Annotated in this window: 20 protein-coding genes and 1 riboswitch; of the genes, 8 read left to right on the top strand and 12 right to left on the bottom strand. The window is 72.1% G+C overall.

Annotation, left to right across the window (positions count from 1 at the left end):
• Positions 1 to 114 precede the first annotated feature (114 nt).
• The 5 genes from VGN45_RS05150 to glnD form a co-directional block, all read right to left on the bottom strand.
• On the bottom strand, positions 115 to 576 hold the full coding sequence (locus tag VGN45_RS05150; RefSeq protein ID WP_327460048.1) for an OsmC family protein: 462 nt from the start codon (positions 574 to 576) through the stop codon (positions 115 to 117).
• Positions 551 to 1258 carry a GNAT family N-acetyltransferase gene (locus VGN45_RS05145; RefSeq protein WP_327460046.1) on the bottom strand — a complete coding sequence of 236 codons (708 nt, stop codon included), beginning with the start codon at positions 1256 to 1258 and terminating at the stop codon, positions 551 to 553. The genes VGN45_RS05150 and VGN45_RS05145 overlap by 26 nt, the downstream gene beginning before the upstream one ends.
• Positions 1259 to 1327: 69 nt before the next feature.
• Positions 1328 to 2374, bottom strand: coding sequence for a tryptophan--tRNA ligase (trpS, locus tag VGN45_RS05140; RefSeq protein ID WP_327460044.1), 1047 nt, complete (start codon positions 2372 to 2374; stop codon positions 1328 to 1330).
• A gap of 37 nt (positions 2375 to 2411) precedes the next feature.
• Positions 2412 to 3953 (bottom strand): murein biosynthesis integral membrane protein MurJ, encoded by a 1542-nt coding sequence (gene murJ / locus VGN45_RS05135; protein ID WP_327460188.1) that lies wholly within the window; start codon positions 3951 to 3953, stop codon positions 2412 to 2414.
• A gap of 122 nt (positions 3954 to 4075) precedes the next feature.
• Entirely contained in the window at positions 4076 to 6793 is a 2718-nt protein-coding gene (gene glnD / locus VGN45_RS05130) for a [protein-PII] uridylyltransferase (protein ID WP_327460041.1), read from the bottom strand.
• 57 nt (positions 6794 to 6850) lie between these two features.
• Between glnD and VGN45_RS05125 the strand changes: the two genes are divergently transcribed.
• Positions 6851 to 7480 carry a CAP domain-containing protein gene (locus tag VGN45_RS05125; RefSeq protein ID WP_327460039.1) on the top strand — a complete coding sequence of 210 codons (630 nt, stop codon included), beginning with the start codon at positions 6851 to 6853 and terminating at the stop codon, positions 7478 to 7480.
• Here the strand turns inward: VGN45_RS05125 and mutS are convergent.
• Complete coding sequence (gene mutS / locus VGN45_RS05120) at positions 7461 to 10145, bottom strand: DNA mismatch repair protein MutS (protein ID WP_327460187.1); 2685 nt, start codon at positions 10143 to 10145, stop codon at positions 7461 to 7463. The genes VGN45_RS05125 and mutS overlap by 20 nt on opposite strands.
• A gap of 58 nt (positions 10146 to 10203) precedes the next feature.
• Between mutS and VGN45_RS05115 the strand changes: the two genes are divergently transcribed.
• Both VGN45_RS05115 and VGN45_RS05110 read left to right on the top strand, forming a co-directional pair.
• Complete coding sequence (locus tag VGN45_RS05115; RefSeq protein ID WP_327460037.1) at positions 10204 to 10725, top strand: hypothetical protein; 522 nt, start codon at positions 10204 to 10206, stop codon at positions 10723 to 10725.
• A gap of 48 nt (positions 10726 to 10773) precedes the next feature.
• Positions 10774 to 10914: riboswitch (cobalamin riboswitch) on the top strand.
• Between the two features lie 170 nt (positions 10915 to 11084).
• Positions 11085 to 12890 carry a TonB-dependent receptor plug domain-containing protein gene (locus VGN45_RS05110; protein WP_327460034.1) on the top strand — a complete coding sequence of 602 codons (1806 nt, stop codon included), beginning with the start codon at positions 11085 to 11087 and terminating at the stop codon, positions 12888 to 12890.
• Here the strand turns inward: VGN45_RS05110 and VGN45_RS05105 are convergent.
• The 3 genes from VGN45_RS05105 to VGN45_RS05095 form a co-directional block, all read right to left on the bottom strand.
• Positions 12874 to 13773 carry an aldo/keto reductase gene (locus VGN45_RS05105; protein ID WP_327460032.1) on the bottom strand — a complete coding sequence of 300 codons (900 nt, stop codon included), beginning with the start codon at positions 13771 to 13773 and terminating at the stop codon, positions 12874 to 12876. The two genes, VGN45_RS05110 and VGN45_RS05105, sit on opposite strands and share 17 nt — an antisense overlap.
• Positions 13774 to 13845: 72 nt before the next feature.
• Positions 13846 to 14478 carry a maleylacetoacetate isomerase gene (gene maiA, locus VGN45_RS05100; protein ID WP_327460030.1) on the bottom strand — a complete coding sequence of 211 codons (633 nt, stop codon included), beginning with the start codon at positions 14476 to 14478 and terminating at the stop codon, positions 13846 to 13848.
• Complete coding sequence (locus VGN45_RS05095; RefSeq protein WP_327460028.1) at positions 14475 to 15125, bottom strand: fumarylacetoacetate hydrolase family protein; 651 nt, start codon at positions 15123 to 15125, stop codon at positions 14475 to 14477. Before VGN45_RS05095 ends, maiA begins: the two co-directional genes overlap by 4 nt.
• 125 nt (positions 15126 to 15250) lie before the next feature.
• On the opposite strand from VGN45_RS05095, the gene VGN45_RS05090 reads away from it, so the two are divergent.
• Together VGN45_RS05090 and VGN45_RS05085 are read left to right on the top strand one after the other, a co-directional pair.
• Positions 15251 to 15628, top strand: a complete 378-nt coding sequence (locus tag VGN45_RS05090; RefSeq protein WP_327460026.1) for a DUF883 family protein — start codon at positions 15251 to 15253, stop codon at positions 15626 to 15628.
• Complete coding sequence (locus VGN45_RS05085) at positions 15628 to 16017, top strand: hypothetical protein (RefSeq protein ID WP_327460024.1); 390 nt, start codon at positions 15628 to 15630, stop codon at positions 16015 to 16017. The genes VGN45_RS05090 and VGN45_RS05085 overlap by 1 nt, the downstream gene beginning before the upstream one ends.
• A 6-nt stretch (positions 16018 to 16023) precedes the next feature.
• Here the strand turns inward: VGN45_RS05085 and VGN45_RS05080 are convergent, their stop codons facing one another.
• The 3 genes from VGN45_RS05080 to VGN45_RS05070 are packed head-to-tail and all read right to left on the bottom strand — an operon-like array spanning position 16024 to position 18173.
• Entirely contained in the window at positions 16024 to 16821 is a 798-nt protein-coding gene (locus VGN45_RS05080) for a metallophosphoesterase (RefSeq protein ID WP_327460021.1), read from the bottom strand.
• Positions 16818 to 17762: a diacylglycerol/lipid kinase family protein gene (locus VGN45_RS05075; protein WP_327460019.1), complete on the bottom strand. Its 945-nt coding sequence runs from the start codon at positions 17760 to 17762 to the stop codon at positions 16818 to 16820. The genes VGN45_RS05080 and VGN45_RS05075 overlap by 4 nt, the downstream gene beginning before the upstream one ends.
• 42 nt (positions 17763 to 17804) lie before the next feature.
• Positions 17805 to 18173, bottom strand: a complete 369-nt coding sequence (locus VGN45_RS05070; RefSeq protein WP_327460017.1) for a hypothetical protein — start codon at positions 18171 to 18173, stop codon at positions 17805 to 17807.
• Between the two features lie 161 nt (positions 18174 to 18334).
• Between VGN45_RS05070 and VGN45_RS05065 the strand changes: the two genes are divergently transcribed.
• From VGN45_RS05065 to VGN45_RS05055, 3 genes are all read left to right on the top strand, one after another.
• Positions 18335 to 18658, top strand: a complete 324-nt coding sequence (locus VGN45_RS05065; protein WP_327460015.1) for a YMGG-like glycine zipper-containing protein — start codon at positions 18335 to 18337, stop codon at positions 18656 to 18658.
• A 127-nt stretch (positions 18659 to 18785) separates the two neighbouring features.
• On the top strand, positions 18786 to 19238 hold the full coding sequence (locus tag VGN45_RS05060) for an OmpA family protein (protein ID WP_327460013.1): 453 nt from the start codon (positions 18786 to 18788) through the stop codon (positions 19236 to 19238).
• Between the two features lie 79 nt (positions 19239 to 19317).
• Positions 19318 to 21438, top strand: coding sequence for a protein-disulfide reductase DsbD family protein (locus VGN45_RS05055; protein ID WP_327460011.1), 2121 nt, complete (start codon positions 19318 to 19320; stop codon positions 21436 to 21438).
• The last annotated feature ends 16 nt before the right edge of the window (positions 21439 to 21454 follow it).

Genomic DNA, 21454 nt, shown 5'->3' with positions numbered 1-21454 from the left:
CAGGGCCGTGACCGACACATTCGAGGGCACAAAAGCAGGACACTCGGGGGTCGCCGGACAAGGACGGGCGACACAAGGCGGACATTTCAGACCGGCGGCCCGTGGGTGACCGCGTCAGGAGCCGGTCGACGGATCGAGCAGCCTGACGTGGCCCCGGATCGAGTTGGCCAGATAGCAGCTTTCGTGCGCCCGATGATGGAGGTCCGCCAGAGCCTCGGCCGTCGGCCCCTCTCCGACCCAGTCGATGCGAGGGCGAAGGACGATCTCCGTCATGGAGAGGCGGCCCCGATCGTCCTTGCCCAGGGTTCCCGAGGCGGCGTCGGCGTAACGGTCGACCACGAACCCCGCCTTGGCCGCATAGGCCAGGAAAAACAGCATGTGGCAGGCCGAGACGGCCGCCACCAAGGCCTCCTCCGGATCGACGGCGGCCGGATCGGAGCCCGGCACGGGCGGCGCGGATGATCCGCGCACCACGGCCCCGCCGTCGAAGCGCCAGTCGTGGGCGCGGGAGTACCGCCCGTCGGAGAAGGGCTGATCGCCCCGTGCCCATTCAACCGTGGCCGCATGTTCGCTCATCGTCGTCCATCTTGCTCAGCAGGGTGAAGATCATGGGCCGGCGCACCTCGAAGCCGACCGAGCGGTGCAGGGCCAGGGCCTCGGGCTTCCCGGCGTAGGCGTGCAGAAAGGGCGTCTCGCCGCGCGCCAGGATGCGGTCGGCGACGATCCGTATCAGGGCGCCGGCCAGGCCGCGACCGCGAAAGTCCGGATGGACGCAGACGCCCGAAACCTCCGTGAAGCCTTCAGGCTTCATGCGCTCCCCGGCCATGGCCGCCAGACGCCCGTCGATCCGCACGCCGACGAAGCCGCCCAAGAGATGGGTCCTTCGGAAGAAGGGGCCGGGCTCGGTCAGCGTGGCCAGCGCCAGCATGTCGGGCGCGTCCGCCTCGACGAGGTCGATCCATGCGGGTTCCGGGCCGCGCGACGGCGTCAGGGCGTCGAGAACCATCTGCACGCAGGCGGGCTGGACGACCGCGCGGGCGCCCACGGGCAAGGCCACCGGCGCGGCCTCCACCAGCCCGATCGTCCCGGCATCGGGAACGAGCCGTCCCAGCGCCGGCGCCGCATCAGGGCCGACGTCGGCGCCGGCGGCGAACAGGGCGTGCTCCGCATCGAACCTCAACGCCCCGCCGTCGCCGACGGCGAGATGCGCCTGGCGTGTGGTCAGGGCGCTCCAGATCGGCCGATCGAGGGGATGCATGGCCGGGATATAGCCCTGCCGTCGGGTCACGTCAGCCGAGAGCCGGACACGGACGTCCGAAGGTCGCGATCAGCCCTTCCAGAACCCGACGACGTCCTTGACCTCGGCGACCGTGGCGTCGGCGACGGCCGCGGCGCGGGAGGCTCCGTCCTTGAGCACGCGGTCGATCTCGGCCGGGTCGGCCATCAGGCGGCGCATCTCGGCGGTGACCGGGGCCAGGCTTTCGACGGCCAGATCTGCCAGCTTCGGCTTGAAGGCGCCGAAGCCCTGACCGGCGAACTCGGCGATCACATCGTCTCGGCTGCGGTCCGAAAGGGCGGCGTAGATGGTCAGCAGGTTGCGAACCTCGGGCCGGTCGTCCAGGCTTTCGCCAGGCTCGGGCATGACGCCCATGTCCGTCTTTGACTTGCGGATCTTGCCGGCGATGACGTCGGCGTCGTCGGTCAGGTTGATGCGGCTGGCGTCGGACGGATCGGACTTCGACATCTTGGCCGTGCCGTCGCGCAGGCTCATGACGCGCGGCGCCGGCCCCTGGGTCAGGGGTTCGGGCAGGGGGAAGAAGCCCGGAACCTCGAAGTCGCCGTTGAACTTGGCGGCGATGTCGCGGGTCAGTTCCAGATGCTGCTTCTGGTCCTCGCCGGTCGGCACCTCGGTGGCCTTGTAGAGCAGGATGTCGGCCGCCTGCAGCACCGGATAGGTGTAGAGGCCGACCGAGGACCGCTCCTTGTGCTTGCCGGACTTCTCCTTGAACTGGGTCATGCGGTCCAGCCAGCCGAGGCGGGCGACGCAGTTGAAGATCCAGGCCAGTTCGGAATGGGCGCGGACCGCCGACTGCGGGAAGATGACCGAGCGCGCGGGGTCCAGCCCCGAGGCCAGATAGGCCGCCGCGATCTCGCGCGTCTGGGCCGCCAGCAGCTTCGGATCCTGCCACACGGTGACGGCGTGCAGGTCGGCCACGAACAGGAAGCAGGGCGCGCCCTGGTCCTGCAGCTGGGTGAACCGCTTCAGCGCGCCGAGGTAGTTGCCCAGATGCAGGGCGCCGGACGCCTGAATGCCCGACAGGATGCGGCGGGGGCCGACGTAGGCGGAAGCGGGCGGGGACGCGGTCTCGGACATGGCCGGGCTTTGCCTCAGCGGGAACGGAGCCGCAAGTCTAGCGACGCCGCACCAGCTGGCGCACCTCGGCCGGGGTGATCGCGCGCGTCAGGAAGGCGAGCACGACGTAGGCCAGCCCGCCGGCGGCGGTGGCCGCGACCAGGGCGATCTCCTTGGCCCCGACGACCGCCTCGATCTGGGGCCGAACGGACTGGACGGCCCATACGGCCGCCGCCAGACCCAGCGCCGCCAGACCGATCCGCGCCAGCCGCCCGAGCACGCCGGGACCGGGCCGCCAGTGGCCGGTGCGCCAGAGCGTCAGAGCCAGAAGCCCTGCATTAGCCCAAGCCGCGCCCGACACGGCGGCGGCGATGCCCGGCACGCCCATGCCGCCATAGAACAGCGCCAGGGCCAGCGCCGCGTTCACCGCCACGGAGACCAAGGCGAAGGTCATCGGCGTACGCGTGTCGCCGCGCGCGAAGAAGCCCGGAGACAGGATGCGGATCAGGACGAAGGCCGGCACGCCCCAGCCGAACTGAAACAGGGCCGCGGACGTGGCGCGTGCGTCCAGAGCCAGGAATTCGCCACGCGTGAAGAGGCCATCGATCAGGAAGTAGGGCATGGCCATGAGTGCCGCCGCCGCCGGCAGCGTCAGCGCCATGGACAGGATCACCGCCTCGTCCATCGCAGCCTGTTCCTGGGCATGGTCCTTGGTCGCCACGGCGGCGGACAGGCGCGGCAGAAGGGCGATGCCGATGGCGACGCCGACCAGTCCCAGAGGGAGCTGATAAAGCCTGTCCGCCGTCGCCAGCCAGGTGCGGCCGCCGTCCACGAAACTGGCCAGGTTGCCGGAGATGAAGACGTTGATCTGGGTCGCCGAATTGCCGATGGCGGCCGGGATGGCCGTGATGATGATGGCCTTCACCGGCGGCGTCAGCCGCGGCAGGGCCAGCCGCACGTCCGCCCCCGCCTTGCGCGCGCCCCACCAGCACAGGCCCGCCTGGCTGACGCCCGCGACCAGAACGGCCCAGCTGGCGGCGTAGGCCGCGCCGATCTGGCCGCCCTGGGCCGGAATGACGGCGATCAGCATGATCAGGTTCAGCAGGATGGGATAGGCGCCCGAGACGATGAACCGCCCGCGCGCGTTCAGCACGCCCGACAGCAGGGCCGCGATCGCCATGCAGGGCAGGTACGGCATGGTGATCTGGGTCAGGACCACCGCCAGCTTGAACCGGGCCGGATCGTCCAGAAAGCCGACGTTGATGCCCCGCATCAGCCAGGGCATGGCCAGCTGGGCCGCCACCGTCAGCAGGACGGTGGCGAAGGCGACGGCCGCCAGGGCCTGGGTCGCCACGCGGTCGGCCTCGACCGGCCCCTCGGTCTTCAATGTGCGGGTGTAGGCCGGCACGAAGGCGGCGGCGAACGCCCCCTCGGCGAAGATGCGGCGGAACAGGTTCGGGAAGCTGAGGGCCGTGTTGTAGGCGTCCCCCGCCGGACCGGAAGCCGCCCCGAGCGCCGCCGTGATCACCACGTCCCGCGCGAAACCGACGACGCGGCTGACCAGCGTCAGGCCCGAAAAGATAGCGGAGGAGCGCAGCATGCCGCCGCCCTTCGCCACGGACCCGGCCGGAGCCGTCGGCGGTTCGGCGTCGGTCGGACCGGACGGCGGCTCAGGCGTGAAGGTCAAGGTCCGGGCGTCCCGTGGTCGAGGTTCGACCCCGCTTATCCCGCTTTGCGCCGCGACGGAACGGCCCCGCGCGACAGGTCCGACACGTCGCGCGTCGACGCGCGCACGGGCGTGATGCGGCGACCGTCGGGCAGCGGCGGCGGCGCGGCCTCCAGCACGGCGGCCAGCGCGCCGCGCAGGGCGTCCAGTCGCTTGCCCGGGCGCGGCTTGGAGCCGTCGCGGTCGGTCAGATAGAAGGCGTCCACCGCGCGCTCGCCGAAGTTGGCCACATGGGCCGAGCGGATCTGCCAGCCGCCGTCCGCCAGCGCCGCCGCCAGCGCGGCCAGCAGCCCCGGCCGGTCGGGCCCCGACACCTCCACCACCGCCGCGTCGTCGACCGTCTCGAGGTCGACCATGACCACCGGCCGTACGTCGAAGGCCGCCCGCCTGGGGTTCGGCGCGGCGGGCGCGGGAGTGGCGGGGCGGACGATCGGGGTTCGCGCCGCGTCGGCCAACCTCTCCAGCAGTCGCGCCAGACGCCGAGGCTCGTCCTGACCGTACGGGCGCGCCGCGCCGTCCTGGACCTCGAACACGTCCAGCGTCAGCCCGTCGCCGACGGAGCCGATGCGGGCGCCGACGACGTCCGCTCCCTCGGCCGCCAAGGCGGCGGCCAGGTCGGCGAACAGGCGAGGCCGGTCCGGCGCGGCGACGGCCACGCGCGTGGTCGCCCGACCGCCGATCTTCGGTTGGTCCCAGTCCACCAGGGCGTCGGCGGCGACGGTTTCGTCCCGCGCCCTGTCGAGCAGGGCCTCGAAGCCTGCGGCCGGATCGACCTCGTCGGCGTCCTCGCCCCGGAACAGGGCGTCGACGCGCCGGAACAGATCGCGCATCAACCCGCCCTTCCAGCTGTTGAAGACGCCCGGGCCCACCGCCCGCACGTCGGCGACCGTCAGCACCAGCAGCATCCGCAGCCGCTCCGGATCGCCGACGCGCTCGGCGAAGGCGCGCACGGTGGCGGGGTCCGACACGTCGCGCTTCTGGGCCACGTCGGACAGGATCAGGTGACTGGCCACCAGCCAGCACACCAGCTCCGTGCGGCGCGGATCGACGCCCAGCCTCTGGCAGGCGCGCCGCGCGGCGATGGCGCCGTCCTCCAGCTGGCCGCGATCGCCGCCCTTGCCGACGTCGTGCAGCAGCATGCCCAGCATCAGCGCCTCGAAGTCGACGATGCGATGCACGATCTCGCTGGCCAGCGGGTGGTCGTCCTTCAACTTGCCGCGCTGGACGTCGTTGATGACCCCCACCGCCTGCAGCGTGTGCTCGTCGACGGTGTAGGCGTGGTACATGTTGAACTGCGTTTGACCGACGATCCGGCCCCACTCGGGCAGGAACCGGCCCAGCAGGCCGACGGCGTTCATCACGCTGAGCACGCGATAGGGGCGCTGCCCCCAAGCGAGCACGTCCAGAAAGGCGCGGGCGGCCCGCGTGTCGCGTCGCAGCTGCGGCGTCACCAGATTGAGCGAGCGCGACACGGCGGCGAAGGCGTCGGGGTGCAGGTCCAGATCCTCGGCGTCCATGACCCGGAACAGGTCCAGCAGCTTGACCGGGTCCGCGGCGAACACCTCCGGCCCGGTGACCGACAGCCGGCCGCCGACGACGACGAACCCCTCGGTCGCCAGTTTTCTGAGCCGGGGCGGGAACAGGCGCGACAGGCTGAGCGTCGCCTTTTGCCCGCGCGCCTCCAGCTGGGCGGCGAAGGCCCGGGTCAGGGCCCCGACGTCGCCGGCGACGAGGAAGTAGCGGCGCATGAACCGCTCCACCGCCGGCTCGTCGCCTCGCCCCCGCCAGCCCATGCGGCGCGCCACCTCTGGCTGCAGGTCGAACGTCAGCGCCTCCACCGCTCGGCCTGCCGTCAGATGCATGTGATGCCGCACCCGCCACAGGAAGTCGGCCGCCTCGGCGAACAGGCGGCGCTCGCGGGCCGTCAGGATCTCGTTCAGCGTCGCCTCGCCGTCCGGGCTGTCGGGCGAAAGGCCCCGCGCGATCCAGAACAGGGCGTTCAAATCGCGCAGCCCCCCCTTGCCGTCCTTGACGTTGGGCTCGACCCGGTTGCGGACCGCCCCCGCCTTCTCGTGGCGGGCGTCGCGCTCCTCCAACTTGGCGGCGATGAAGGGCCGCGGGTCGGCCTTGCGCACGAAGGCGCGGAATTTCTCGATCATTTCCGCCGACAGCGCCGCGTCCCCCGCCAGAGGCCGCGCCTCCAGCAGGGCCGTGCGGATCGTCATGTCGCTGCGCGACAGCTTCAGACACTCGTCCACCGATCGGGCCGAGGCGCCGACCTTCAGCCCCAGATCCCAAAGGACGTAGAGCACGAACTCCGTCACCTGTTCGGCGCGCGGCGTGGTCTTCCACGGCCGCAGGAACAGCAGGTCGAGGTCCGAGTGCGGCGCCAGGACGCCGCGCCCGTAGCCGCCGACGGCCAGCAGCGACAGCCGCTCGGCCTGGGTCGGATTGGCGGCGGGGAACAGGCGCCCGGAGGCGAAGTCCCACAGCGCCGCCACGGCCGCGTCGGCGGCCTGGGCATAGAGCCGCGCCGTGTCCACGCCGCCGGCGCCGGCCTCGAGCCGCCGCGTCGCCCGGTCCCGACCCGACGACAGCAGGGCGGCCACCAGCGGCCCGACCGCCGCCCGCGGGTCCGCAGCAAGGGCGGCCGCGGCCCAGGCGTCTTCCTGAAGCAGGTCAGACGTCAGCGATGCGGGGCGAGGGTCCCTCATGGGGTGGATATAGCCCGCCCGCTGGCGCGCCGCCTATGGGCGAGGCATGGTCGCGGCATGAGCGCGATCCTCCGAATGCTTCTGGGCCCGTTCTGTCTCTTGCTTCTCGGAACCGCTCCGGCGCAGGCCCCGACCGGCGTGGACGCCATGCTGGCCGAGCTGAACGCCGCACGGACCGATCCTCGCGCCTATGCGGAGCAGGTGCGCGCCTTTCGCGACCTGTTCACCGGCAATCGGTTCCAGCGGACGGGCGAGATCGCGGTCGTGACCCAGGAAGGCGTGGCGGCGGTGGACGAGGCGATCCGGTTTCTGGAGTCCCAGCCCGCCCTTCCGCCTCTCGCCCGTTCGACGCCGCTGGACCGGGCGGCGGCCGATCATGCGGCGGAGCAAGGGCGCACGGGCCGCGTCGGCCATGCGGGCACCGACGGCTCCACGCCGCACGAGCGGATGCGCCGCCACGGCCGCTGGCGGGGGACCGCGGAGGCGATCGCCTATGGCCCGACGCCAGAACAGGCGATCATGCAGTTGATCGTCGACGACGGTGTGCCGGATCGGGGTCACCGCACGATCCTGTTCAGCCCGAACTACCGGCTGGTGGGCGCCGCCTGCGGCCCGCATCCGGTCTGGCGGACCGTCTGCGTCCTGAACTTCGCCACGCCGGCCGTCGTCAGTCCCGCAGGAACTTGAGCCGGTAGAGCGCCTCCAGCGCCTCGCGCGGCGTCAGGTCGTCCGGCTCGATCTCGGCCAGCGCGCGATCCAGCGGAGAGGGACCCGGCGCGGGCGCCGCAGGCTCGGCGACCGAAGCGAACAGGGGCAGGTCCGCCAGCCGCCCGGCGGACTGGCCGCGGCCCTCCAGCGTCTCCAGAACGGACTGCGCCCGGGCCACGACCTGGGGCGGAACCCCGGCCAGCCGCGCCACCTGGACGCCATAGCTGCGGTCCGCCGCCCCCGCCGCCGCCTCGTGCAGGAACACCAGCTCGCCCTCCCACTCGCGCACCCGCATGGACAGGTTGGCCAGCCCGCCCAGCCGGTCCTCCAGCGCCGCCAGCTCGTGATAGTGGGTGGCGAACAGGGTGCGGCTGCGGGCCCGGTCGTGCAGGGCCTCCGTCACCGCCCAGGCGATGGCCAGGCCGTCATAGGTCGCGGTTCCCCGCCCGATCTCGTCCAGCACGACGAAGCTGCGTTCGCCCGCCTGACTCAGGATCGCCGCCGTCTCGACCATCTCGGTCATGAAGGTGGATCGACCCCGCGCCAGGTCGTCGCCCGAACCGACCCGGCTGAACAGGCGATCGACGACGCCCAGGCGCATCGACCGCGCCGGCACGAAGGCGCCGGCCTGGGCCAGGATCACCAGCAGCGCGTTCTGGCGCAGGAAGGTCGACTTGCCGGCCATGTTCGGCCCGGTGACCAGGGCCATGCGCGGCCCGGCGGAAGCCTCGCCGTCCAGCAGGCAGTCGTTGGGCGTGTAGGGGTCGCCCGCGCGGCGCACCGCCGCCTCGACCACCGGATGCCGCCCGGCCTCCACGCAGAAGCAGGTCGAGCCGTCCACGACGGGCCGCACCGCGCCGACCTCCTCGGCCCATTCGGCCAGGGCGCAGGCGGCGTCCAGCGCGGCCAGGGCCTCCGCCACCGCCTGCAGCGGCGCGGCGGCAGCGGCGCAGGCGGCCCGCCAGCCCTCAAAGGTCTCGACCTCGATGGCCAGCGCCCGATGCCCGGCCTGGGCGATGCGGGCATCGAGGTCCGACAGCTCCACCGTCGTGAACCGCACCTGATTGGCCAGCGTCTGGCGATGGATGAAGGGGCTGTCCGGGCCGCGCCTGAGCAGGGGTTCGGCCTTCTGCGCGGTCGTCTCGAGGAAATAGCCCAGCACGGCGTTGTGCCGGACCTTGAAGGGGATGCCCGCCTCGGCCGAGGCGCGGGCTTCCAGATCGGCGATGACCCGCCTCGCGTCGTCTCGCAGGGACCGCGCCTGATCCAGCTCAGGCCGGAAGCCGGGGTTCACCAGACCGCCGTCGCGCGCCAGATGCGGCGGCTCGGGCGACAGGCCCGCGTCCAGCTCGGCCAGCAGGGCGCCCAGCTCCGCCGGGAAGGCGAGGTCGGCCAGGATCGTCTCGAGGTCGCGCGGCTGGGGCCGCAAGCCGTCGCCGCCGGTCAGGAAACAGGCCGACAGGCTCTCGGCGCAGTGCAGGCCGCCGCGGATCGCCGCAAGATCGCGCGGCCCGCCCCGTCCCAGCGTCAGCCGCGACAGCGCCCGCGCCACGTCGGCCGAGCCCTTCAGCCCGTCGCGCAAGGTCCGCCGCAGTCCGCGCCGCTCCAGCAGCCAGTCCACCGCGTCCAGACGGTGATTGATCTCCAGAGGATCCGACAGCGGCCGCGCGATCCGGTCGGCCAGCGCCCGCGCCCCGCCCGGCGTCACGGTGCGGTCCAGGCAGCCCAGCAGAGACCCCTCCCGGTCGCCCGACTGGGTCCGATCGATCTCCAGACTGCGGCGCGTGGCGGCGTCGATGGCCAGCCGGCCGGTCTCGCCCAGCCGGCGGGGCGGCAGCAAGGCCGGCGTCTTTCCGGCCTGCGTCAGCTCGACGTAGGCCGCGATCAGGCCCAGCGCCGAGACCTCGGCCTCCTCGAAGGCGCCGAAGCCGTCCAGCGAGGCGACGCCGTACAGCCGCTCCACCCGCGCCCGCGCCGCCTCAGGTTCGGTCTGGGCCTGCGGCACGGCCTGGACGACGCCGCCTGAGCCGTCCAGCGCCGTCTTCAACGAAGGGTCGGAGAACAGGCGGTCGGGCGCCAGCACCTCGCTGGGCCGCACCGAGGCCAGCGCGGCGCCCAGGTCGCCGGGCGCACAGGCCATGACCTCCACCGCCCCAGCCGACAGCTCCACCGTCGCCACCGCCGCCCGGCCGCGCCGGATGGCCACGGCCGCCAGCCGGTTGGCCGCGCGCGCGTCCAGCAGGCCGTCTTCGGTCAGGGTGCCCGCCGTGACGATCCGCACGACGCCGCGCCGCACCACCGCCTTGGACCCGCGCTTCTTCGCCTCGGCAGGATCCTCCAGCTGGTCGCAGACGGCGACGCGAAACCCCTGGCGGATTAGGCGGGCCAGATAGCCCTCCATGGCGTGGGCCGGCACGCCCGCCATCGGAATGTCCTCACCCAGGTGCTTGCCGCGCTTGGTCAGGGCCAGGCCCAGCGCCGCCGCCGCCCGCTCTGCGTCCTCGAAGAACAGTTCGTAGAAGTCGCCCATGCGGAAGAACAGCAGGGCGTCGGGATGCTGCGCCTTGGCCTCCAGAAACTGGGCCATGACGGGCGTCGAGCCCTCTGGGGCGACGAAATGCTCTGGGGAGGGGCGGGCGTTCATGGCGGTCGGGCCAGCGTGGCGGATTGCCGTGGGCGCCTCAAGCCGCAAAGGTGCGGTCATGGACGACTTTCGCGTCATGCTGAGCGGCGGACGCCCCAATTCTCTGGGTCGAACCGTCGAGGTGGTCGAGGCCGTGCTGGCGGATCGGGCCCGGCTGGGAGAGCTGCTGGACTGTTACGGCAGCGACGATCCGCTGGTGCGCCTGCGCGCGTCCAATGCTCTGAAGCGCGTGGAGGCCCAACGCCATGACTGGCTGGCGCCGGTGATCGACCGGCTGCTGAGCGAGGTCGGCGCGCTGGATCAGGCCTCGGCGCAATGGACGCTGGCCCAGCTTTTCGGCCGATTGGCCGCGGACATGGACGGGGATCAACGCCGGGCGGCCGAGGCGCTGCTGCGCCGCAATCTGGTGGAAAGCGACGACTGGATCGTTCTCAACACGACCATCGACACCCTGGCGGTCTGGGCGCGAACCGATGCCGACTTGCGGGACTGGCTTCGTCCCCACCTCCAGCGGCTAAGCCGTGACGGACGCAAATCGTTGGCGTCCCGGGCGTCGAAGCTGGCGGCCAAGCTGAGCTGAACGCTTGCCCGCGCGCCGCCGCCCTGCGACAAGCGCGGCAGGCGGTTAAGGGAACGCGGTCGAACACCGCGGCTGTGCCCGCAACTGTAGGCGGCGAGGCCGTCGTTCGTTCCGGGTCTCTGGATCCGGCGCCACTGGGAAACCGGGAAGGCGAGGATGACCGCTTGTGACCCGCAAGCCAGGAGACCTGGCCGCCGACGTCGCTCGCCCGCCATCCGGGACCAGATGGAGGCGCGGGGACAGGCTTGTCTCTTCGAAGCGACCCGATCCGTGCGCCGTCCGAACCGAAAGGTCCGGCGGATCGGTCGCTCATCATCCGTCGGGGGGCGCGCCCGCCTCCGGCCGAGGAGACCGTCGCCATGAAGCGACTCCTTCTGACCACCGCGGCCGTTCTGGCCGCGCCCGCCTGCGCGTTCGCCCAGGAAACCACCCGCGTGGACGACGTCGTCGTCACCGCCACCCGTCTGCCCGCCGTCGTGCAGGACACGCCCGGCGCCCGCGTCGTCGACGCGGAGACGGTCCGCCTGCGCGGCGCCGTCTTCGCCCAGGACGTGCTGGCCGACGTGCCCGGCCTGTCGGTCTATCGCGCCGGCCCCGGCGGGGTCACGGCCGTGCGCATCCGCGGGGCCAGCCAGGACAAGACCCTGGTGCTGGTCGACGGCGTGCCGGTCGGCGATCCGTCACAGCCCGCCGGCGGCTTCGACTTCTCCGGCTTCGACCTCGGCGCCGTCGATCGCCTCGAGGTGCTGAGCGGGCCGCAGTCGTCGCTGTGGGGCTCCGACGCCATCGGCGGCGTCATCGCGGTCGTCAGCCGAGAGGTGGACGGCGTCGAGGCGGAGGCGGAGGCCGGATCCTTCGACACCGTGCGCGGCCGCCTGACCGCGGGCGTCTCGACCGACCGCCACGCTTTCGGCGCGTCCTTCTCCCGCTACGAGACCGACGGCATCTCCGCCGCCGCCTCAGGGACGGAGGCGGACGGGGTCGAGGCCGAGACGATCGCCCTGAACGGGCGCGTCGCCCTGACCGACCGGCTGTCGCTGGAGGCGCGGGCGCGCCAGTCCGACGTCTTCGCCGAGATCGACGCCTTCGGTCCGGTCGACAGCGCCGACACGACGGACACGCGCAATCGCTCGGGGTTCGTGCGTCTGAGCGCCGTCGACGTATTGGGACTTGACCACCAGCTGACCGCGGCGGGCTCAGACATCGAACGCGTCACGGACAGCGCCTTACCCTCGACCTATGAGGGGGAGCGTCGTCTGTTGCGGTGGCAGGCCGACGGCCGGGCCGGCGCCGACGTCGGCTATGCCTTCGGACTGGAGCGCGAGGAGACGGAGGCCTTCCTGAACGGCTATTCCGCCGAACTGGGTGTGGACTCGGCCTTCGGGGCCCTGCGCTGGGGCGCGACCGACCGGCTGACGCTGAACCTCGGCCTGCGTCACGATTCGACCGACGACTTCGGCGGCGAGACCACCGGACGCCTGTCGGCGGCCTACGATCTGGGCGGCGGCCTGACGCTGTCGGGCGCCTACGGCACGGGGTTCAAGACGCCCAGCGTCAGCCAGGCGGTATGCGACTTCTGCTTCGTCCTGCCCGGCACGATCGTTCCGGCGCTGGTGCCGGAGACGGCACGGGGCGGCGAGGTCGCGCTGGGCTGGCGGTCCGCCGACGGTCGGTTCGACGGACGGGTCACCGCCTATCGGCTGGAGGTCGAGGATCAGATCGACGGCTTCTTCGATTTCGGCAGCTTCGAGTTCTACTACGTCAACCTCGACGAAACGCGGACGGACGGCGTGGAGCTGGAGGGTCGCGCGGCGCTGGGCGGAGGCTTCGACCTCAGCCTGGCCTATGCCTGGACCGACGCCGAAGACGTCGGCGCCGGGACGCCCGTCCTTCGCGTGCCCGAACACGCCGGCTCCGCGACCCTGTCGTGGATCGGCGACCGTCTGTCCGCGGCCCTGACGGTGCGGGCCGAGGGCGACATGCCGGACTCGGGCGGAGAGCGCGACGGCTTCGTCACGGCCAATCTGAACGGCGCCTGGCGTCTGACGGATCGGGTGGAGCTGACGGCCCGGATCGAGAACCTGGCCGACGAGACCTATCAACAGCTGCTCGGCTACGGCGAGCCGGGTCGGTCCGGCTTCGTCGGCGTCAGGCTGCGCTACTGATCGAGCGGGCGCCGGTCGTTTCGGCGGCCGGCGCCCTGCGGCCCAGATCCAGTTCGGTCCAGTCGATGTTCGGGGCCGGCGCGTGGACCGCAGCCAGGACGGCCCGCATCTCCGCCGCCGAGGCCACCGAGACGACCAGCCGCGGATCGCCCGGCAGCGACAGGCCATAGGCCAGGGCCGCCTGCATGGGATCGATCCGCGCCTCGGCCAGACGACGGCGCGCGCGCGACAGTTCCAACTCACGCCCGTGCCAGGCCTCAGGCGTGGCCGAGCCGCCGAACAGGGCCCCCTTGGCGAAGACCGACGACAGCTGCACCTGCACGCCCAGACCGTTCAGCGCTTCCAGCTCGCCCGAGCGGCAGGCGGCCTGGTCCAGCAGATTGCACGACAGGCGCACGACGTCGGGCGACAGACGGCGGGCCAGAAGTCCCGGTCCGTCTTCGACCTCGGCGACGAAGCCGACCTTTTTGAACAAGCCGCGGTCCCTTAGACCCTGAACGCGGTCCCACAGCGCGCGTCCCTCCGACCCCGCCAGATCGGCGGCTGAGGACACCAGAAGCGCCTCGGCGCGGGGCAGCCCCATCCGCTCCAGCGAGCGTCGGGCGCGCGCCTCGACCCGGTCCAGCCCCTCAGTGGACGCGACGGTGCGAACCGTGACCTCAAAGGGTGACGGGAATGGCCAGGCGTGGCCCAGCAGGCGTTCTTCGTCCCCGTCCGGCCGGCTGACGACGGCCCGAACGCCGCCGTCGGCGGCAGTCTGCAGCAGGGCGCGCAGGTTCTCTTCCCGGGCGCCCGGGGCCACCGGCGCGGCGCGCAGGGGCTCGGTCACCACGGCCAGGGCCAGGGCGGAGGCGGGCGTCGCGCGGGTCGCGGGAATCGTCACCGCCCGATCCTGACGGCGAAAACTTAAGGCCGGTTTTCCAACACCTTGACGGCGGATTAACCCTGCCGATCGTCAGTCGGCGTCCGGTTGGCGGTCCGGATGAGCCTCGGCGAAGGCGGGCAGGGCCAGGGCGGCGGCCTCGACCCGCATCAGACCGGGCCAGCGCGCCGGATCGACGTTGAAGCGCCGGGCCGAATACATCTGCGGGATCAGCGCCACGTCGGCCAGGGTCGGCCTCGCGCCGAAGCAGAAGCCGCCGCCATGCCGTTCCACCAGTCGCTCCAGGGCGTCGAAACCCGCGCCGATCCAGCGACCGGCCCAGGCGTCGACCGCGTCCTGATCCGCGTCGAAGCTCTCGCGCAGCGCTTTCAGGACCCGCAGATTGTTCAGGGGGTGCACGTCGCACACGACCAGCGCCGTCATGGCCCGCACCGCCGCCCGGTCGGCCGGGGCGACCGGCAGCAGCGGCGGCTCCGGCCGCGTCTCCTCCAGCCACTCCAGGATGGCCGGGCTCTGGGTCAGCACCAGACCGTCGGTCTCCAGCGCCGGGACCATCCCCTGCGGATTGCGGCTCAGGAACGCCGGATCGCGCTGCGCCCCGGTGCGTAGGTCCACGCCCTTCTGCTCATAGGCGACGCCCTTCAGGTTCAGGGCGATGCGGACGCGGTAGGCGGCGCCGGAGCGCCAGTAGCCGTGCAGGATCATCGGGATCTCATCGTGAAGCGCAGCGGAGTCAGGCCCTCGATCGTCGCCTCGACCGTCTGGCCGGGCAGGATCGGGCCGACGCCCTCGGGGGTGCCGGTGAAGATCAGGTCGCCGGGGCGCACGTCCCACAGCTTCCGCGCCTTCGCCAGAATCTCGTCGGGCGCCCAGACCATGTCCCCGATCCGACCCGACTGCCGGAGCTCTCCGTCCACGGACAGGGCGATCGCGGCGTCCGGGCCGGGGCCGGCCCCGAGCGTGATCGCGCCGCAGGGCGCCGACATGTCGAATCCCTTGGCCGCATCCCACGGCCGGCCCGCCTTCTTCGCCGCCGCCTGCAGGTCGCGCCGCGTCAGGTCGCAACCGATCGCCCAACCCAGAATGCCGTCAGGACCGACCGCGCAGACCAGTTCCACCTCGTGATGCAGGTCCGCCGTCGCCGTCGGATAGACGGGATCCGCGCCGTCGGCGACCAGTGCGTCGGCCGGCTTGGAGAAGAAGAAGGGCTCGGCCCGTTCGGCCCCCATCTCGCGCGCATGGGCGGCGTAGTTCTGGCCGACGCACAGGATGCGGCGCACGGGAAAGCGCGCGGCCGACCCCACGACCGGCAGGGACGGCGTCAGTGCGGGCGGCAGGATCCAGGCTGTCATGAGATCTGAATAGCAGGTCGCGGCGCCGCCGCCATGCCGCACTGCGGGAACTCCGCCCACCAGATGGCGTTGACAGGCGGGGTTCCCTATCTAAACCGTCAAGCTTGAACAGCGGAGCGCATCACATGGCCACGACCAAGGCTCGGGAAGACGTCAAAAACGATCTGAAGACCCTCAAGGAGGACGTGAAGATCGCCGGCCGCGAGGAGGCCGCGCGCCTGCGCGCCAAGGCCGCCGAAACCGAGGCCCGCCTTCGAGCCAAGGCGGCGGAAGCCGACGCCCTGGTCCGCGAAAAGGCCGAGCAGGCCCGCGTCCAGGCCCAGGCCTATTACGAGCAGGCCCGCGTGCGTGGCCGCGAAGTCTATGACGACGCCGCCGAGCGCTTCGACGAGGCCCAGCGCTACGTTATCGAGCGGGTGCAGGAGCGGCCGGTCCAGTCCACCGCCATCGCGCTGGGCGTCGGCGTCCTGATCGGCATGCTGCTGGCCGGCCGTCGGCGCTGATGATCGGTCGAGGCCTGATCAAGAAGGCGGTCGCGGGCGCCGCGGCCGCCGCTTCCGCCTTCGTGGCGGTCGTCGCTCTTGGCGCGACGATCTATTTCGCGCTGGCGCTGGTGGTCGTGCCGCTGGCGGCCGCGGCCATCACCATGCTGCTGTTCGCCATTGCTGCGGCGGTGATCGCGGCCGTCTTTCTCGGCGCGCCCGACGCCGACGAGGAAGAGATAGAGGAGCCGGAGAGCCTGGGCGGCCGGGCCTACGCGCTGTTCCGCCAGCGTCCGATCCTGGGAACGGTCGCGGCTCTGGCCGGGGGCTGGATTTTCCTGCGCAACCCGGCGCTGGCCACCATGGTCGCCGCGGCCTTCACCGAAAAGCCGCACGGCCGTCGCCGTTGACCCGTCTCAAGCGGCGGCGCGCCGGCGCGGCAGCCGCCAGACCTGGCTTTCGTCGAACCGGTCGCCGGTCCACGCCATCACGGTCACCACGATCTCGCGGTCGTCCCAATCGATGCGGTTGAAGCTGGCCGGCGCTCCCCTCTCACGATCTGACAGCGTCCCGCATCCCACGGCATAGGAACACTGGTCCGCCAGCGGAATCGGCGTGGCGAACGGCACGTGGACGTGGCCCGTCAGGATCAGGTCCACGCCGGCCTCCGCGAAGATCATCGCCGCGGCGTCGCCCCGCCGGACGTCGCCGGTCACGGGCGTGCCGATCATCTCGATCAACGGATGGTGGCAGGCCAGAACCCGCAGCACGCCGGAGGGCGCGGCGCGCAGGGCCTCGGCGGCCCGACGCGTCTGGTCCAGATCGATCACGCCCTTCGACCAATTCAGCCGCGCCTGCCAGCCCCGCGCGGTGGTGACCCCGCGCACCATGACCCGCTCGCCGACCCACTGATGGTCGTGGGCCGGGTGGCCGATCGTCGTCTCGAACGCCTTCCACGGAGAGAACAGCCGGTGCCACACGTTGAAATAGGGCACGTCGTGATTGCCCACGACGACGAAGGTCGGATTTGCCAGACGGTCGATCCATCGGGCCGCCGTCTGAAACTCTTCCGGCTGCCCCGACTGGGTCACGTCCCCGGTCACCAGCGTCAGGTCGGGCTTGAGAACGTGCGTCAACTCCAGAGCCGCCTCGGCGGCGGCGGCGTTCTCGCGTCCGAAATGCACGTCGGACACCTGGATCAGGCGACCGCTCACGCCTCCATTCCCGGTGGATCGAGACGCGGGGCCAATGCCTTGAAGGCGCGCGGACGGAAGGTGGCCAGGGCTTCGGCGTCCAGCCGCATCGGCTCGCCGTCCACGACCGCCGGAATGCGTGAGCGCGCCTTCATCACGACCTTTCGTACCGTCTGGGTCGTCACCGCCGGATCGTGCCGCCAGTCGTCGAACAGGGCGTGCGCGGCCAGGCGGAAGGCGTCGGCGGCGCCCTCCGGGCTCATCGCGGCGGCCTCCAGTCCCCGGTCGACGTCCATGACCTTGGAGATCAGGGGGGTGATCAGAGCGATCGCCTGGGCCCGTCGCGTCGGCCCGCCGTCGAACTGATACCGCAAGCGGCCGCCGAAGGCCCGGCGCAGGGCGCGGCGTCCGTGCAGCCAAGCCAGCCGCCAATCCCCCTCGCGCATCGCCTCCCGCGCCGGCGCCCACAGAGCCGGAGAGCCGAAGATGGCGGCGCAGAAGAAGGCGCGGCCCTCCACCTCTCCGCCCGAGACATGACGCACCTCGCCCTGCTCCAGAGTCTCGCGCAGGGCCTTGCGCCAATCGGTGGTGCCATACAGGGCCTTGGGCAGCATGTTCATGGTGCCGCCCGGCAGAGTGGCGATCAGCGGGCCGTCATCTCCCAGAGACGAGGCGATCGTGCCGGCCGTGCCGTCGCCGGCCAGGATGATCAGGAGGTCCGGGCGTGCGTCCACAGCCTGGGCGATCCCCTCGGCGAAGGCGCCGGGGGCCAACTCGACGACCTCCACGTCCGGCAGGTCGTACTCCGCCAGCATGGCGCGAGCGGCCTCTGCGGCGCCGAGCTCGACGCTGCCCGAGGCCGGATTGACGATCATGCGCACGCGGCCCAACGCAACGTGCGGCGTCAGGCTGCGCGCCTCGGCGGGATCGGGCGCGTCGTCAACGGCAAAGGTTTCGCTCATGCTCGCCGAAACGTGCCGCGCGCGGCCCCGTTCCCGCGAGGATCAGTCGGCCTTGCGCAGTTCCTCGGCGGTTTTGGCCGCGCCGGCTTCCAGGGCGTCGCCCGTCTTCTCGGCGGCCTTGCCGGCCTCGTCGGCGACCTTGTCGGCGGCGACCGGAACGGCGTCGACGGCCTCTTCGGTCTTGCCGGTCACGGCGTTCCAGCCCGTGGCGATCCAGCCGTCCATACGGGCGCCGGCCTCGGCGACCGAACGGTCCATGATCGACAGGCCCAGCGTCACCGCGCCGAACAGCGCCAGCAAGCCGACCAGAAACCCGACCAAAGGATTGCCGCCTCGCCGACGCTTCGACGCCCACACCGGTCCGGATCCGCCGTCGTCGGCCATCCGCATGATCTCAGAAAAACGCATCATCCACTCAACCCCCACCAACGAACGGGCCATGGCCCCGTCCCACTCCGGACGTTAACCTTATAGCCGGCCCCTACGGCCAAGCCTAATCGCGGAACCCGCCCGCAGGTCCAGCGTTCTCACCCCCGGGGCGAAACCAGAGATTCTCCAGAGGACGGAACACCATGAAAAAGGCTCTCATCGCCATCGCCGGCGCCGGCCTGCTGACCGCCGCGTGCGCCAGCGACGGATACGGCACGAATGAAACCGTACGTCAGGGCGCCATCGGCGCCGGCGTCGGCGCGGTCGCCGGTGCGATCATCGGCAACAACGTCGGCGACGGCAACGCCGGTCGCGGCGCGGCCATCGGCGCCGTCGTCGGCGGCGCAGCGGGCGCCATCCGCGGGTCGCAGCAGGACCGCGCCAATCAGCGCTATGACCAGGCGCGCGGCATCTACTGCTATCCGGAAGGCGACTGCTACTATCCGGACGGCCGTCGTTACCGCTGATCGGCGGCGACCCGATTCAAATGCGCCCGTCGTCTTCGGACGGCGGGCGTTTTCGTTTATGGTGACGCTTCACCGCAACCGGGCGGGGTGGAGCGGCGTTACGCCGGAAAGACATCAGGTGGACGTCATGACCGCATCGCGCCTTTCGCCCATCCTCGGCCTCACCGCCGCGCTGACCCTCGCGGCCTGCGCCGGAGGACCGCTGACGCGCGATCAGCTGGTGGCGGAGCCGTCCGTCTGCACCGCGCGGTCGTTCGAGGTCTATTTCCAGGAGGCCGCTGCCGGCCTGACCCCGGCGGCGCGGCAGGCGATCGACCTCGTGGCCGATCAGATGGGCGGCTGCGACATCGCACAGGTGACCGTGATCGGCCTGGCTTCCGCGACGGGCACGCCCGAGGCGAACCTGACCCTGTCGCAGCGGCGGGCCCAGTCGGTGGCGGCCGAGTTCGAACGGAAGGGATGGCCGACGCCGGCTTTCCAAGTTGACGCCGCCGGCGACGCGGGCGCGGTGACGGCCGACGGCACGATGGAACCTTTGCGTCGCCGCACCCAGGTCTTCATCGAGGCGCGCCCGCGCTGAGGCGCGACGCTGCGGCGACGCCGCGCTTGGAGCGCGCGTCCCGGCTCTGTAGGAAAGCAGGCCTCGCCCGGAGGTCCGCTTGCGTCGTCTGTCCGCCCTGATCCTGGCCTTCTTGCTGTGGCCTGCGCTGGCCGCAGCCCAGCCCCGCACGACCGAGCGGATCGAAGCAGAACTGGTGTCGATGTCGGCCTGGGCCACGCCCGGCTCGACCCTGATGCTGGCGGTGCGGCAGGACATCGAGCCCGGTTGGCATACCTATTGGCGCAACCCCGGAGATTCCGGCGGCGCGACCACGCTGGACTGGCGGCTGCCGACAGGTTTCGCCGCCGGCGACATCGTCTGGCCCTTGCCGGAGCGGCAGCGGCTGGGGCCGCTGATGAACTACGGCTATTCCGGCGTGGTTTACCTGCCCGTGCCGGTGCAGGTTCCCGCGGACGCCGCGCCCGGATCGCGGCGGACGTTCACCGTCACGGCCCTCTTCCTGGTCTGCAGCGCGGAAATGTGCGTGCCCGACGAACTGGAGTTGTCGCTGGCCCTGCCCGTCTCTGCGGGCGCGGCGACCGACACGGTCCACGCCGGGCCCATCCGGCAGGTGCTGGAGACCAGCCCCAGGCCGGCGCCGATCGCGGCGCGCGTCACCGTCGGCGAGGACGGCCGGCCCCTGTTGACCGCGACAGGGTCGGAGATCGAGGGCGTGACCCGGGCTTATTTCTTCCCCTTCGAGGGCGGGGTGCTGGACCATGCGGCCGCCCAGACCGGGACGCGCGGACCCGACGGCCTGGCGCTGACGCTGACCGCGGGCCGGGGCTTCGATCCGGCCGCGCGCCCATTGGCCGGCGTGCTGGACACGGACAGGGGCGCGTTCGAAGTCGTCGCCGAACCGGGCGACGCCCTGCCCGGCACGTCGGGCGGAGGCGCCCTGACGCCTGAGGCGGAGGCGACCGCCGGCGCGGCCGTCGGCGTGCTGGCGGCGCTGGGGCTGGCGCTGATCGGCGGGCTGATCCTGAACCTGATGCCCTGCGTCTTCCCCATCCTGGCGATGAAGGCGGCGTCGCTGGCGGCCACGGCGCACGACGCCGCGCGCGCACGGCGCGACGGCCTGGCCTTCCTCGCCGGGGTGCTGGTCGCCTTCGTCGCGCTGGGCGGCGCCCTGCTGGCGCTGCGGGCGGCGGGGCAGGCGGTCGGCTGGGGTTTCCAGCTCCAGTCGCCGGGGGTGATGGCCGGGCTGACCCTGCTGATGCTGGCCGTCGGACTGAACCTGTCGGGCGTCTATCACGTCGGCGCGGGGCTGCAGGCGGCGGCCGGATCGGGTCCGCTTTCGCGCCTGCCGGGCGGGGTCGGGGCCTTCTTCACCGGCGTGCTGGCCGTCGTGGTCGCCGCCCCGTGCACCGCGCCCTTCATGGCGCTGGCGCTGGGGGCCGCGCTCGTCATGCCGTGGCCTGTCGCCCTGCTCGTCTTCGCCATGTTGGGCCTGGGCCTGGCCCTGCCCTACGTCGCCGTCAGCTTCAGCCCGGCCGTGCTGCGGCGGTTGCCCCCGCCCGGGCCGTGGATGGACCGGCTGAAGGGGGTGCTGGCCTTTCCGATGTACGGCACGGCCCTGTGGCTGGCCTGGGTGTTCAGCCGGCAGGCGGGCGCCGAAGCCTTGGCCCTGCTGTTCGCCGCCTCGCTTCTGGTGGCCTTCGGCCTGTGGCTGGCGGGTCTGAACCAGACGGCACGGGCGGAGAGCCGACCGGCGGTGTTCAGCGCCGCCGCGGCGGCGCTGGCCCTGCTGGCAGGCCTCGCGCTGGCGGGAACGGCGACGATGCTGCCCGCGCCGACTTCCGGGGCGGTCCCCGCCGGCACGACGACCCTGCCGTCCTCGCCCTGGTCGGCCGAAGCCGTCGCCGCCGCACAGGCCGAGGGCCGACCCGTGCTGGTCAACTTCACCGCCGACTGGTGCGTGACGTGCAAGATCAACGAGCGCGCCGCCCTGTCGTCCGGGCGCGTGGCGCACGCGCTGGAGGCGGCGAACGCCGTCTATCTGGTCGGCGACTGGACGCGGCGCGACGACGTCATCGCCGCCGAACTGGCCCGCCACGGCCGCTCGGGCGTGCCGCTGTATCTGCTCTACCCGGCGGGGGGCGGCGAGCCCCGCATCCTGCCGCAACTGCTGACCGAGGGCACGATCGTGCGTGCCCTTCAGGAGATTTCCGCCCGCTGAACCGAAGGAGACGTCC

Origin of the sequence: Brevundimonas sp., from assembly GCF_035999125.1 — a bacterium.
Classification (GTDB): Bacteria; Pseudomonadota; Alphaproteobacteria; order Caulobacterales; family Caulobacteraceae; genus Brevundimonas.
This window is presented reverse-complemented; position numbering and strand designations above follow the sequence as displayed.

What these genes read in the sequence shown, in the direction of transcription:
- VGN45_RS05150 (WP_327460048.1), bottom strand. Translation starts at nt 576, where the DNA reads ATGAGCGAACATGCGGCCACGGTTGAATGGGCACGGGGCGATCAGCCC.
- VGN45_RS05145 (WP_327460046.1), bottom strand. Translation starts at nt 1,258, where the DNA reads ATGCATCCCCTCGATCGGCCGATCTGGAGCGCCCTGACCACACGCCAG.
- trpS (WP_327460044.1), bottom strand. Translation starts at nt 2,374, where the DNA reads ATGTCCGAGACCGCGTCCCCGCCCGCTTCCGCCTACGTCGGCCCCCGC.
- murJ (WP_327460188.1), bottom strand. Translation starts at nt 3,953, where the DNA reads ATGCTGCGCTCCTCCGCTATCTTTTCGGGCCTGACGCTGGTCAGCCGC.
- glnD (WP_327460041.1), bottom strand. Translation starts at nt 6,793, where the DNA reads ATGAGGGACCCTCGCCCCGCATCGCTGACGTCTGACCTGCTTCAGGAA.
- VGN45_RS05125 (WP_327460039.1), top strand. Translation starts at nt 6,851, where the DNA reads ATGAGCGCGATCCTCCGAATGCTTCTGGGCCCGTTCTGTCTCTTGCTT.
- mutS (WP_327460187.1), bottom strand. Translation starts at nt 10,145, where the DNA reads ATGAACGCCCGCCCCTCCCCAGAGCATTTCGTCGCCCCAGAGGGCTCG.
- VGN45_RS05115 (WP_327460037.1), top strand. Translation starts at nt 10,204, where the DNA reads ATGGACGACTTTCGCGTCATGCTGAGCGGCGGACGCCCCAATTCTCTG.
- VGN45_RS05110 (WP_327460034.1), top strand. Translation starts at nt 11,085, where the DNA reads ATGAAGCGACTCCTTCTGACCACCGCGGCCGTTCTGGCCGCGCCCGCC.
- maiA (WP_327460030.1), bottom strand. Translation starts at nt 14,478, where the DNA reads ATGATCCTGCACGGCTACTGGCGCTCCGGCGCCGCCTACCGCGTCCGC.
- VGN45_RS05095 (WP_327460028.1), bottom strand. Translation starts at nt 15,125, where the DNA reads ATGACAGCCTGGATCCTGCCGCCCGCACTGACGCCGTCCCTGCCGGTC.
- VGN45_RS05090 (WP_327460026.1), top strand. Translation starts at nt 15,251, where the DNA reads ATGGCCACGACCAAGGCTCGGGAAGACGTCAAAAACGATCTGAAGACC.
- VGN45_RS05085 (WP_327460024.1), top strand. Translation starts at nt 15,628, where the DNA reads ATGATCGGTCGAGGCCTGATCAAGAAGGCGGTCGCGGGCGCCGCGGCC.
- VGN45_RS05075 (WP_327460019.1), bottom strand. Translation starts at nt 17,762, where the DNA reads ATGAGCGAAACCTTTGCCGTTGACGACGCGCCCGATCCCGCCGAGGCG.
- VGN45_RS05070 (WP_327460017.1), bottom strand. Translation starts at nt 18,173, where the DNA reads ATGATGCGTTTTTCTGAGATCATGCGGATGGCCGACGACGGCGGATCC.
- VGN45_RS05065 (WP_327460015.1), top strand. Translation starts at nt 18,335, where the DNA reads ATGAAAAAGGCTCTCATCGCCATCGCCGGCGCCGGCCTGCTGACCGCC.
- VGN45_RS05060 (WP_327460013.1), top strand. Translation starts at nt 18,786, where the DNA reads ATGACCGCATCGCGCCTTTCGCCCATCCTCGGCCTCACCGCCGCGCTG.